This is a genomic window from Methanothermobacter sp. (assembly GCA_030055615.1).
Lineage (GTDB): Archaea > Methanobacteriota > Methanobacteria > Methanobacteriales > DSM-23052 > Methanothermobacter_A.
The window spans coordinates 25319-38100 of sequence record JASFYN010000001.1 but is presented as its reverse complement, the minus strand read 5'-3'; the positions used below and the strand labels follow the sequence as shown (position 1 = coordinate 38100).

Here is a 12782-nt window from a genome sequence, read left to right as displayed (position 1 = left end):
CCATGACCAATAAACATATCCACCTCCTTATGGCAACATTTTTAATAATTAGCATATATAAATGAGAATGGAAATCAATTTTCAGGTGGAATAATTTGAAGAAAGAGAAGCTAGTAAATTTCATGGCCAAGATCATGGAGGAATCTGGTTTCAAGGTTTATAAGAATTTCAAAACCTCAAAATATGTTGTGGACATTTATGGGATCATTCCCACCGCTATTGGAGATATAAGTGTGGTTGTATCTTGTAAAAATTATGATAAAAAATGGAAGGTAGGATTAGATGTTCTAAAAGAAATGGAGATGGTTGCAAAAAATCTTAAAGCTTCTAAAATAGTTATTGTAACCACATCAGATTATACGAAACAGGCACTCAATTATGCTGCGAGGAAAAATATTAAACTTATAGACAGGGCTGGCATAATATCATTAGCAGAAAAATTTTCAAAGAGATGGCAAGCACCAGAAGAAGAATTTAGTGATGAAATAGAATCTTACACGCCTAAAGAATCCGCTTACAGCTCAAGGAGGAGTTTATTATCCAGGAAAGAACATAAAACCCCTATTTTCAAAAAATTTAGAATATTATTCCAAAACCTATTTTTCCTAGTATTATTAGTGGTTGGAATTTCAATTGGACTCACACAGGTCATAGACACTCTCATTAAATTAGATGATAGGATCCTTGGGATTCTAAAAATATTCTTCTCATTCATTTTGTCATATGGTATCACGCCCCTAGGAGAAAAAGAAAAAATTTTCATATTACTCAGGGGAACAGTAGTATTCTTCATATCACTCCTAATACTCATAATCATAATACTCATCTAAAAAAATAATAAAAAAGGGTGTTTTTTATTTTATTTTGGGTATTGTGAAGCCGGCTATTGTCATTAGAATTGATAATATCGCAAGTGTTAATGGAGCGCCTGTAGGTTGCATGGGAACTTCCCCAGCAGAAACTGGGGTAACAGATTCCACGATATCGATGATGTATTCATCTTGATTATTTGAATAATCTGGATCGTATTGTTCGCCTTCTATCATCGCTCCAAGGACGCCGGGTCCGGCTTCTTTTGCTGTGAACCCTATCAAGAGCGTGTAAACATCCCCAGCTGACATGTTACCAATATACCATACGCCATCTTTTGGATCAAAGGAAGGATCAGAATTCACCCAATTGACACCGTCCCATGAAACAGACCACCAATTGACAATATTCTCCACTTCAGGTTTTCCAAAACCTTGCTGCCATAAGCTAACAATAACACCAGTCGCGTTATCGGGTCCATTGTTTGCCGCTTGAACAACACCTACAACCTCGTCACCAACATCAGCCTCATTTATAGGATTGCCCTCAGAATCAGCCAAAGTAACATTAACCGCAAGATCGGCCTCTTTTTCTACTTGAACATTATCTTCCTGTTGTGCTGTAACCACTCCAACACCCAGTATAGAAACTACCACTACCAATGCAAGTACCACTGCAAATCTCCTCATCATTCACCCCCCTTATTTTAGTGCACAGAAAAAAAGGAAATTCTTTTAACCATGCCTACTACCTTTTTTATGTTAACATACTATATTAATCTTTTTATCTTAAAAAATTGGCTAAAAATGGGCCGGGCGAGATTCGAACTCGCGACCACCTCGTTGTAAGCGAGGTATCCTAACCCCTAGACCACCGGCCCTCGTATTAAAAAATACTATAATCTAAGCTATATAAAGTTTCCCCCGACAATATACCATTGATATAATACACCTGATTTATAGCTTATATACAAGTAGATAATACTTAAAAATAATAAACCGAGGTTATCCTTATGTTGTCCAATAAAGGGAAGATATGGTTTAACAATCAATTTATAGAGTGGGACAAAGCAAAAATACACGTACTCTCACATGTAGTACACTATGGATCCAGCGTATTTGAAGGGATTAGATGCTATAAGAACAGAAAAGGATCTGCAATTTTCCGCTTGGAAGACCATGTCAAGAGACTGTTTGATTCAGCCAAAATATATATGATTGATATCCCCTATACCGAAGAAGAAATATGTGAAGCTGTAATTGAAACTGTCAAGGTTAACAATCTCAAGGAATGTTATATAAGGCCTATTGTTTTCCGAGGGTATAAAGAGCTTGGTGTGAACCCCCTCAATTGTCCAGTAGAGGTTGTGATCGCAGCATGGGAATGGGGAAGTTACCTTGGACAAGAAGCATTAGAAGAGGGTGTTGATGTTGGAGTTTCAACTTGGAGGCGGATGGCACCAAACACCCTCCCAAACATGGCTAAAGCCGGTGGAAATTATCTCAACTCTCAACTAGTGAAGATGGAAGCTATAAAACACGGTTATGACGAGGGTATAATGCTCGACTACAATGGGATGGTAAGTGAAGGCAGTGGAGAAAACATTTTCATAGTAAAGGATGGTGAATTATACACTCCACCAGTATCCTCTTCACTATTACCTGGAATAACAAGGGATTCCGTTATAAGATTAGCCAATGAAATGGATATCAACGTGAGAGAAGAGCGCATACCACGTGAAATGTTATATTTAGCAGATGAACTGTTCTTCACAGGAACAGCAGCTGAGATAACCCCCATAAGATCAGTTGATGGTATCAAAATTGGAGATGGAAGAAGAGGCCCCCTAACAGAAAAACTCCAAGAAAATTTCTTCAAAATTCTAAGAGCAGAAACGGAGGACAGATTTGAATGGTTAACATACATTGAATAAAATCTAATAGTAGGCCCCACTACATAAATTATAGAAGGTGGATTCATTGGAAATTATACAAGCGATAATATTAGGGATAGTTCAAGGTGCTACCGAGTTTTTACCCGTAAGTAGTTCTGCCCATCTTGTAATAGTACCCTATCTTATCGGTGTGAATTATTCAGATATTGCGTTTGACACCCTTCTTCATATAGCTACTCTTGTTGCTGTTATCGGATATTTCAGAGTTGAAGTGTTGGATATTCTTAAAGGCTTTTTTTCGAGCCTCCGAGATATCCCGCAGGGGATTTTTAGTGAAGGGATTAAAAATGAGCCTATCAAAAGATTGTCCTGGTTTATAATAATTGGGAGCATCCCCGCAGGTTTAATGGGTGTTTTTTTCAAGGATTTTTTCGAGGGCCTTTTCAATAATTTGTTTGCAGTCGGATCATTACTTATCGTCACAGGTTTCATATTATGGGGTTCTGAGATACTATATAGGCGATTTCCGAGGAAAAGACTCTTTGATAATATGAACTTGGTTGATGTTCTTTTGATCGGTTTTGCCCAAGGTTGCGCTATAATGCCTGGTATATCCCGTTCAGGAGCGACTGTAGCAACTGGTTTATCGCTTGGACTTGAAAGGGAGTTCATGGCAAGGTACAGTTTTTTATTGTCTATACCTGCAATATTTGGGGCCTTATTAGTCCAATTAAAGGATATAGTGGGAGGATTCCATTTTGAAACCCAGAGTTTCACATTAGGATTTATCGCAGCCGCAGTTTCCGGTTATTTGGCTATTAAATATTTCTTGAAGTTTATAAGAACGAAAAATCTTGTTTTGTTCTCCTGTTATTGTTGGATAATAGGAGGTTTAACACTTCTTATAAGCCTCTTATAAAATTTTAACATTGTAAACTTCAAAATAAAATTGGTGCCATGGAATATATTTATGAGTCCAAATATAAACCCACCAAGTGCTCCAGAACACTTCCATAAATGCTGCGAACAAAAATATGATTAATATCCTAAACAATAGTGGTAAAAATTTTCTCTTAAGCTCTTTGATGAAAATACTAGCTGAATGAGCCTTCATTGAACGATACAAGGACGTGTAAAAGGTTAAGAAGGCATTTACTGAAAGTAGAGCCCCTAAAATCTCTAAATGCAAATGAAGTAATCCGAGATATATTATCAACCCCTTAAGTCCAAAACGAGAAATCAAAACATTCAATAAAACACCAGAAAATCCTATAAGATTTAAAAATACAGCACTAATAATGGGAAAACCCAAAAATATACAAAAAAATAGTATCAATACATTCGAAATAAATATATTAAAAGCCACGCCCCCAAGATAATTTATAAATTGAATTCTAACATAATCCCATGTTATAGGATGTGGTTTGAAATATACGACAAAATCTCCTGTTAAAAAGCCAAAATTAAAAGTTTTTATAAAAAAATAGGAAACAAAACCCCCTATATAAAATAACAGCGCGATTATTAAAATTGGATTTGATGGTTTCAAGCTCTTGAAAAACCTTAAAATAACTTGTGACATAATTCATCAATCTTATCCCTTATGGCGTCCATGCTCACACCCTTTAAAAGAGCTTCAAGTAGCATGCCACCCGCACCAACACCCTCTTTAACAGATCCTGTGAGATAACCATGCAAACCTTTATGTGTAGCTTTTTCAAAACCAGGATCCACAGCATAGATTGTTATATCATCTATCTGCCCAACTATCTGATTAATATTTGATGTTTCATCCTCGGCCACAAAAATTGTTGTTGCGATGGGCGTCCTTGAAAAATCAAAGTCTTCCTCAATGGCTTTGATAAAAGCGCATATGGCCGTCATCTGAGTTCCACCAGCTAAAGTAATAGGTATATCAGTTCCCATGCATATACCAGCTATAGCAGGTATCATAGGATCCCCAACAGCCTCAACAGCCCTAAATGGATCCTCAACCTTCTCACCCCATTTTATACCAGCATTCTTTAATCCTTCCTTGACCACGTCCCTTTTAAGATTATGTGGGTTTTCAGGAAGACTTGCGCTCACTTTAAAACTTGCATCATACCCTAGGGCCGTTAAAACTCCCAGTGCTGTGGTGGTGCCCGCGGGTGTGCTTTCACCTATTATGAGATGCTCTGTTAGGCCAGATAACATCTTTCCAAGCATTTTACCATTTTCAAATATTTTTCTCGGATTATCCACAGCCTTCCCAGTGCGTATGTCATCTCCTGGTTTTTCATTGATAAGGATATATGGTAGATTAGGTTTTATCCGAGCACCTGCATCTGCTACAAGGAATGGTATATCAGCCAATTCTATGCATGCTTTTGTTATTACTGCTGGAGTGGGTGTTGATCCTCCTTCCACTACAGTCTTAGGTATTTCGGGAAGACATAGGGGGGCTTCATGGACTATCAATTCAACGTCAGCTGCTGGAGTATATTCTGTAAGATCGGGACTAGCACCAGCCCCTGTTATACCTGGGATATGTGAAGTGGCTGTAGTTGCAAGTACACATAGAAATAATGGTTTCTTATCCTTTACTTCATGGAGGAAATCTTCAGACCCATAAACCTTCAATTCTTTGAACATTACTCTCACTCCTTTTGTGAAAACTTATTTTAAACGAAATATATAATCACTTTTATCTTAAGATAATGGGGTCAAAAATGTTATGTTTAGGCATAGAAGGAACAGCAGAAAAAACAGGTATCGGTATAGTGGATGATAAAGGCAATATCTTATCTTCAACCGGAAAATCATTAATCCCAAGTACCGGTGGAATACATCCAAGGGAAGCCGCTGAACATCACTCAAAACATATACCAGAACTTTTAAAAAAGGCTTTCGAAGAGGCCGGGGTTGAAGCCAGAGACATCAGCTTGGTAGCTTTTTCACGCGGCCCCGGACTTGGACCGGCCCTTCGAACCGTTGCAACAGCAGCAAGAACGATAGCATTAACATTGGATATACCTATAGTAGGGGTCAACCATTGCATAGGGCACATAGAAATCGGGAGACTTACCACAGGCGCTAAAGATCCAGTTTCACTTTATGTAAGTGGTGGGAACACCCAGGTTATAGCATTCGAAGAAAACCGTTACAGGGTTTTCGGGGAAACCCTAGACATAGCCATAGGGAACATGTTAGACCAATTCAGCCGTGAAGTGGGAATGGGACATCCAGGCGGCCCTAAAATCGAAGAATTAGCCAAAAAATCCTCAAATTATATCAAACTGCCATATACTGTTAAGGGAATGGATCTAGCATTCTCAGGTTTACTCACAGCAGCCCTTAGAAAATATGAGGCTGGCGCAGAACTTGAAGATCTTTGTTATAGTCTCCAAGAGACAGCATTTTCAATGCTTGTAGAGGTTACAGAAAGGGCCCTTGCCCATACAAAGAAGAGGGAAGTTCTACTTTGTGGTGGAGTAGCAGTGAACAAAAGATTAAGGTCTATGTTAGAAAAAATGTGTAATGGACATTATGCTAAATTTTTCATACCCCCACCAGAATATTGCGGAGACAATGGCGCTATGATAGCATGGCTAGGTCAACTCACATACAAGTATAAAGGACCGGATCCTATAGAGGATACAACTATCATTCAACGTTACAGGACAGACCAAGTTGACATACCCTGGATGGAAGAAACCAAGGAAAAATTAGAATTGCCTAGTCATCTTAAGGCGAAGGGTGCTGAAGCGAACATTTACAATGGAACTTGGCTCCACCACAATGTAATAGTAAAAGAGAGGATAAAGAAGGATTATCGCATAAAAGAAATTGATGAAGATCTTAGAAGATCTCGTACAAGAAATGAAGCTAAACTATTCAATGAAGCAAAAAAGTGTGGTGTTCTAACACCTCTTTTATTCGACATAAACCTTAAAAAAACCTCCATTAAAATGGAAAATATCGCAGGGAAACCATTAAATGACATCATAGAAGATCTAAACCCTAATGAAAGGAAAAAAATCTGTGAAATTATTGGAGAAAATATAGCCAAACTCCATGAGCATGGGATCATCCATGGAGATCTTACAACCTCTAATATTATCATGAAAGGTAATGATCTTGTTTTCATCGACTTTGGCCTTGGAAAATTTTCAAAAGAAACAGAAGATAGGGGAGTTGACCTTCTAGTCTTAAAAAAAGCCCTTAAAAGCACCCATTATAATATATGGCAAGAATGTTTCAAAAAGGTTCTCAAAGGCTATGAAAAGAAATCATCCATCGAAATAGAATCAAAGATTAAAGAGATAGAAGATAGGGGACGCTACACATAATTCGTAAGGTAGATTAAGATGAAGATAACATTTATAACAGGTAATAAACATAAGGTATTAGAAGCAAAAGGGATTTTCAGGGAGTTTGGTATACAAGTAGAACAAGCAGACATCGAATACCCAGAACTCCAAGGCACACTCGAAGAAGTGGCAAAATATGGTGCAAAGTATGCTGCGAAACTCCTTAGAAAACCCGTCATCGTAGAGGATGCAGGATTATTTATAAGGGCTCTAAAATGGTTTCCAGGACCATATTCAGCATATGTACAAGATACCATCGGTAACAAGGGCATCCTCAAATTAATGGAAAACATAGATGATCGCTACGCCGAGTTCAGGTCGGTTGTAGGGTACTGTGCACCCGACACCGAACCCGAGACTTTTCTAGGCGTGGTGAAAGGCAAAATAGGATTTAAAGAAAGGGGAAATAAAGGCTTCGCATTTGACCCTATATTCTACCCAGAAGGAAAAAATAAAACCTTCGGGGAACTAACCAGAAAAGAGAAGAATAAAATATCCCACAGAAGCAAATCTTTCAGAAAATTTGCAAAATGGTACAAAAGAGAGGTGATCCTATGAAGATAAAACCAGATTGGGTTGAATATTCCAATGAAGAAATAGAAGAACTAATAATAAAATTATACAGGGAAGGAAACCCTCCTAGTAAAATAGGTATAATCCTAAGGGACCAATATGGGATCCCAAACGTCAAATCAATAACAGGAATGAAGATAACAGAGATCCTAGAAAAGCATGATATAAAATTAGAGTACCCAGAGGATCTAATAAACCTCATGAAAAAAGCTGTTAACATCAGAGAACACTTAAAAGAACACCCAAAAGACCTTCACACCCGGAGAGGACTGCAACTCGTTGAATCGAAAATCAGACGACTAGTAAAATATTACGTGAGAAAGGGTGTACTACCAGAAGGATGGAAATATGACCCAGAAAAAGCAGCGCTCATTGTTAAATAGAGGCGATGAAGCTTGCAAAATACTTAAAGAACACTTAGATAAAGGAGATATCATACGCATCATATCACATAATGATGCGGACGGCCTTTCAGCAGCTGGCATGATAGGTAAAGCCATTTCCACCAGAAATGGCCAATTCCATATTTCCATCATTTCCAGATTAACTGATAACTTCATAAAAAAACTCTCAAACGAAAGATATCAAATTTTCTTTTTTTGCGACATGGGCAGTGCCAATTTACCTGCCCTTTCACGCCTCCATGGAAATGTTATAATAGCAGACCATCACCAACCTACAGATTCTACTATAGACACTAATATAATCCATGTCAACCCCCATTTATTCGGGTTTGATGGAAGCCGCGAACTCAGTGCCTCAGGAGCCGCCTACTTGATAATAAGGGGCTTAGAAAAATCACTCGCATCATTTGCCTTGGTAGGTGCCTTCGGTGACATGCAATACTTTAATGAGTTTATAGGCATGAACCGTTTCATAATGGAAGAAGGGCTCAAAAACGGTTCAGTGCAAACTCATGAAGATCTTAGGATAGCATCAAGATACGACGAACCATTATACAAAGCCCTTGCATATACATTCAACCCCATACTTCCAGGTATAACAGCCAACATAGAAGGTTCCAAGGAATTCCTCGAAAAAATAGGAGTATCATATGCCATAAGATTCCAAGACCTCGCAGCCGAAGAAAAAGACACCTTAAAAAATGAATTAATTAAAATAAACCCGGACATATTTGGACAAGTCTTCACAGACAAAAGACTTCCATTAACTATAAGATACCTTTCAGATTTCGCGAAACTTTTAGACGCCTGTGGCAAAAATAAAGAATATGGTCTGGCCATAGGAATATGCCTCGGTGAAGAAGAAAAATCCCTAGAAAAAGCTTTAAACCTTCAAAGAAAGTATCGTGAAGATATCATAAAAGGCCTTGAATGGATCAAAAGGGAAAGACCAAAGAAAATGGAACACATACAATACATTTACACGAAAGAAAAAGCCCTCAAAGGCGTGATGGGAACCATAGCCAGCATATCATTCTCCTTAGGATTATCAGATCCCAACTTACCCATACTCGCCCTTTCAAGGATGGACAATCAAGTAAAAGTTTCTGCACGGGCCACCCAAAACATGATTAAAAAGGGTGTCGACCTTGGAAGGGCCCTCAGGGATGCATCCTCAAACTTCGGGGGTACAGGTGGAGGCCATGACATAGCGGCCGGGGCCATGATCCCTTATAGGGAGCTTGAAAATTTTTTGCGCCTTGTAGATAATATAATTGGAACTCAGAAAAAGGAGAGCTAGGATGTATCTCACAGCCCATGAAGAAAAAATGTATGACGGAGAATATGGTGAAGCTGTTGAAAAAAGCATGAAAATTTTAGTAGCCCTTGGTGACATTTACGGGGCCGAGAAGATGGTAAAGATATCCTCGGCCCAGATTTCGGGTGTTTCTTATAAAACAATTGGAGATGCTGGATTAGAATATTTAGAAGAACTTTCAAAGGATCCCTCTGCGAGGGTGAAGGTTCAAAGCAGCTTGAATCCTGCAGGTATGGATTTAGATAAGTGGCATGAGTTGGGATTTTCAAGAGAATTTGCAGATAGACAATATAGGATTATAGATGCCTATACTAAAATGGATGTGATGAACACTTGCACTTGCACCCCATACCTTATTGGGAACATTCCAACAAGAGGCTCCCATATAGCTTGGTCAGAATCTTCAGCCGTCATATATGCAAATTCTATTCTGGGGGCGAGGACTAATAGGGAAGGAGGTCCTAGTGCCCTTGCGGCCGCTATTTGTGGAAGAACACCTGCTTATGGTTATCACTTGGATGAAAATAGAACTGCTAATATTCTCGTGAAGGTTGAGGATCCCATAGAAGGTTATGAGTATGGTGTTCTTGGATACCATGTTGGTAAAATTGTAGGGGATGGTGTCCCTAATTTCCAGTTTCATGGGCGGCCTTCAAGTGATGAATTTAAATCATTGGGCGCTGCACTCGCATCTTCGGGTGCTATTGCATTATATTATGTAGAGGGTTTAACTTCCGCGGTTGCATGTGAATTTGAGGATAAAATATCTGTTGACAGCGCGTCCCTTAAAGATTCTATGGATGAGCTTTCCACTACTAATGATAAACCGGATTTAATATGTGTTGGTTGCCCCCATTATTCATTAGATGAAATTAGGTTGTTGGCCCGTCATTTGCGACGTCAGAATCTTTCATGCGATCTTTGGGTTTGTACTTCTCATGCTCTTAAAGTTGCTGCGGATCGAATGGGGTATAGTGATATTATAGAGGGGTCTGGTGGAGTTATGGTCTCTGATACTTGTATGGTTGTGTCTCCTATTGAAGATCTTGGTTTTGAAGTGGTTGGTGTTGATTCAGCTAAGGCGGCTAATTATGTTCCTGGTATGTGCGGGGTTGATGTTGTTTTTGATGATTGGAGAACATTAATAGGATTATAACTTATAATTTATAAGTTTTAAGTGTGGAGCTTGAAACCATTATATAAACGGATATATCATAGAAAAATCCATGGCAAAATATATTGAACATCCTCTCATAAAACCAGAAAAAATCGAAGCAAGATTATATCAACAAAAAATTGCAGCAGACGTGCTAAAAAAGGGCAATTCAATGATAGTAGCCCCAACAGCCCTAGGTAAAACCGTTATAGCTGTGCTAGTAGCTGCCGAAAGATTACAAAAATATAAAAAATCAAAAATCCTAATTCTCGCACCAAGCAAACCCCTCACAATACAACATGAAGACAGCTTTAAAGAGTTCTTAACAGTACCATGCACATCCATCACAGGAGCCATCAACCCCACAGAACGTGTTAAACGTTGGAAAGAATCCAGGATAATATGTGCAACACCCCAAACAGTTGAATCCGACATAATAAATGGAAGATATAACCTCAAAGATGTTTCACTCTTGGTTTTTGATGAATGCCACCATGCAATAGGCTCATACTCCTATGTATATCTAGCATCACGCTACCAACAAGAAGCCCAAAACCCACTCATACTAGGACTAACAGCATCCCCCGGATTTGAAAAAGAAAAAATAGAAAACGTATGCAAAAACCTCTTCATAAAAGAAATCATTATAAAAACGGAAGACGATCCTGATGTATCACCCTATTTCAATCCCATAGAAATAGAATGGATAAAAGTTAAAATGGGAAGCACCCTGAAAAATATAAAAAAACACTTGGAAAAAGCCCGCAAACACCGACTAAAAATGCTAAAACACCTCCACATCATACCAACAATAACCGTAACAAAAAAAGACTTGCTCAAAGCCAGGGGAAAACTCCAAAACACGATCGCAAAAACAACAAACCCGCCAAAAAAGTACTACATTGGAATATCATTATTAGCCGCAGCCATCAACATAGAACATGCCATAGAACTCCTAGAAACACAAGGCATAAGCACACTACACCACTACTTCCTAAGATTGCAAAAAAAGAGTACAAAAGCGGCTAAAAGCCTCATAGCAGATCCAAACTTCTCACGTGCAATGATAGAAACAAGAAGAGCATACAAAAGAGGAATAGAACACCCAAAACTTGACAAACTAATTAAAATACTTAAAAAAGAGCTTAAAAAAGAAGACATAAAAAGAATCATAGTATTCACACAATTCAGAGACACCGTCGAACAAATATACAAAAAATGCCAAGAAGAAAAAATAAACGCAGCTAAATTTTACGGACAAGGCACCAGAACCGGTACCAAAGGCCTAACACAAAAAGAACAAAAAGAAATCATAAAAGCATTCCGCATAGGAAAATATGACATTCTTATCTCAACTAGTGTCGCGGAAGAAGGAATGGACATACCAGCTGTAGACCTCGTAATCCTATACGAACCCGTACCATCAGAGATAAGAATGATACAAAGACGTGGCCGTACCGGGAGGAAAAAAATGGGCCGCATGATGGTTATGATAACAGAAAAAACCCGAGACGAAGCATACTATTGGTCAAGTATCCGCAAAGAAAATAAAATGAAAAAACACCTCCAGAAAGCTAAAAACATGGAAATAGAGATAAAACCAGGAAATATAGAACAACAAAAGACCTTGAAAGATAAATATATTGTCTATGCTGATTCCAGAGAAGTCAATTCACGAGTTCTAAGAGAATTAACTAGAATGGACGTTGAAGTAATCATAAAACCAATGGCAGTTGCAGATTACCAAATCAGCGACAAAGTTGCCATAGAAAGAAAGACAACACAAGATTTCATAAATTCCCTCATTGACAAAAGACTCTACAAACAAGCAAGAGAACTTGTAAAGGAATTTAAAAAACCCATCATGATACTAGAGGGTGAAGACCTCTACTCAGCCTTCATCAACCCAAATGCCATAAGAGGAGCCATAGCATCCATCGCGGTGGACTTCGGAATACCCATAATCCCAACAAGATCACCAGAAGATACCGCGGCCATGATAAAAAGGATAGCAATCCGTGAACAATCAAAAGAAAAGGTAGAGATACAAATAAGAACTGAAAAAAAACCATTAACTCTAAAAGAAAGACAACTATTTATTGTAGAATCATTACCATACATAGGCTCCGTGAACGCGAGAAAACTCCTCAAACATTTCAAAACAATAAAAAACTTAGTAAACGCCTCAGAAAAAGAACTGAAAAAAGTAGAGGGCATAGGTGAAAAAATAGCACAGGAAATTCGCAAAGTCCTAGACTCCGAATTCGAAGGGTGA

At 38.4% G+C, this 12782-nt stretch carries 11 protein-coding genes and 1 tRNA gene; 9 read left to right on the top strand and 3 right to left on the bottom strand.

Annotated features, from left to right (window positions below; genetic code table 11):
• Positions 1-95: 95 nt before the first annotated feature.
• Positions 96-830, top strand: a complete 735-nt coding sequence (locus QFX38_00195; GenBank protein ID MDI9623300.1) for a restriction endonuclease — start codon at positions 96-98, stop codon at positions 828-830.
• A gap of 24 nt (positions 831-854) precedes the next feature.
• On the opposite strand, the gene QFX38_00190 is transcribed toward QFX38_00195, so the two are convergent.
• Positions 855-1499: a DUF11 domain-containing protein gene (locus QFX38_00190; protein ID MDI9623299.1), complete on the bottom strand. Its 645-nt coding sequence runs from the start codon at positions 1497-1499 to the stop codon at positions 855-857.
• Positions 1500-1617: 118 nt separating this feature from the next.
• A tRNA-Val gene (locus tag QFX38_00185) sits at positions 1618-1690 on the bottom strand.
• Positions 1691-1822: 132 nt separating this feature from the next.
• Here QFX38_00185 and ilvE point away from each other — a divergent pair.
• Together ilvE and QFX38_00175 are read left to right on the top strand one after the other, a co-directional pair.
• Entirely contained in the window at positions 1823-2743 is a 921-nt protein-coding gene (gene ilvE / locus QFX38_00180; GenBank protein MDI9623298.1) for a branched-chain-amino-acid transaminase, read from the top strand.
• 37 nt (positions 2744-2780) lie between these two features.
• Positions 2781-3623, top strand: coding sequence for an undecaprenyl-diphosphate phosphatase (locus QFX38_00175; GenBank protein ID MDI9623297.1), 843 nt, complete (start codon positions 2781-2783; stop codon positions 3621-3623).
• Between the two features lie 644 nt (positions 3624-4267).
• On the opposite strand, the gene QFX38_00170 is transcribed toward QFX38_00175, so the two are convergent.
• Positions 4268-5338: a TIGR00303 family protein gene (locus QFX38_00170; GenBank protein ID MDI9623296.1), complete on the bottom strand. Its 1071-nt coding sequence runs from the start codon at positions 5336-5338 to the stop codon at positions 4268-4270.
• A gap of 77 nt (positions 5339-5415) precedes the next feature.
• Here QFX38_00170 and QFX38_00165 point away from each other — a divergent pair, with 77 nt between their 5' ends.
• From QFX38_00165 to QFX38_00140, 6 genes are all read left to right on the top strand, one after another.
• The gene (locus QFX38_00165; GenBank protein MDI9623295.1) at positions 5416-7035 is read left to right on the top strand and encodes a bifunctional N(6)-L-threonylcarbamoyladenine synthase/serine/threonine protein kinase; all 1620 of its coding nucleotides are present in this window, start codon (positions 5416-5418) and stop codon (positions 7033-7035) included.
• 18 nt (positions 7036-7053) lie between these two features.
• Positions 7054-7614 (top strand): XTP/dITP diphosphatase, encoded by a 561-nt coding sequence (locus tag QFX38_00160; protein ID MDI9623294.1) that lies wholly within the window; start codon positions 7054-7056, stop codon positions 7612-7614.
• A complete protein-coding gene (locus QFX38_00155) occupies positions 7611-8012 on the top strand; it encodes a 30S ribosomal protein S15 (GenBank protein ID MDI9623293.1) in 402 nt (133 codons plus the stop codon). Before QFX38_00160 ends, QFX38_00155 begins: the two co-directional genes overlap by 4 nt.
• On the top strand, positions 7978-9333 hold the full coding sequence (locus tag QFX38_00150) for a DHH family phosphoesterase (protein ID MDI9623292.1): 1356 nt from the start codon (positions 7978-7980) through the stop codon (positions 9331-9333). The genes QFX38_00155 and QFX38_00150 overlap by 35 nt, the downstream gene beginning before the upstream one ends.
• Before the next feature lies 1 nt (position 9334).
• The gene (locus QFX38_00145) at positions 9335-10507 is read left to right on the top strand and encodes an aconitase X catalytic domain-containing protein (protein ID MDI9623291.1); all 1173 of its coding nucleotides are present in this window, start codon (positions 9335-9337) and stop codon (positions 10505-10507) included.
• A 70-nt stretch (positions 10508-10577) separates the two neighbouring features.
• Entirely contained in the window at positions 10578-12782 is a 2205-nt protein-coding gene (locus tag QFX38_00140) for a DEAD/DEAH box helicase (protein MDI9623290.1), read from the top strand.

Bases quoted from the DNA above. Each gene is read 5' to 3' on its own strand.
- QFX38_00165 (MDI9623295.1), top strand. From the start codon at position 5,416: ATGTTATGTTTAGGCATAGAAGGAACAGCAGAAAAAACAGGTATCGGT.
- QFX38_00190 (MDI9623299.1), bottom strand. From the start codon at position 1,499: ATGAGGAGATTTGCAGTGGTACTTGCATTGGTAGTGGTAGTTTCTATA.
- QFX38_00155 (MDI9623293.1), top strand. From the start codon at position 7,611: ATGAAGATAAAACCAGATTGGGTTGAATATTCCAATGAAGAAATAGAA.
- QFX38_00140 (MDI9623290.1), top strand. From the start codon at position 10,578: ATGGCAAAATATATTGAACATCCTCTCATAAAACCAGAAAAAATCGAA.
- QFX38_00150 (MDI9623292.1), top strand. From the start codon at position 7,978: ATGACCCAGAAAAAGCAGCGCTCATTGTTAAATAGAGGCGATGAAGCT.
- QFX38_00160 (MDI9623294.1), top strand. From the start codon at position 7,054: ATGAAGATAACATTTATAACAGGTAATAAACATAAGGTATTAGAAGCA.
- ilvE (MDI9623298.1), top strand. From the start codon at position 1,823: ATGTTGTCCAATAAAGGGAAGATATGGTTTAACAATCAATTTATAGAG.
- QFX38_00145 (MDI9623291.1), top strand. From the start codon at position 9,335: ATGTATCTCACAGCCCATGAAGAAAAAATGTATGACGGAGAATATGGT.
- QFX38_00170 (MDI9623296.1), bottom strand. From the start codon at position 5,338: ATGTTCAAAGAATTGAAGGTTTATGGGTCTGAAGATTTCCTCCATGAA.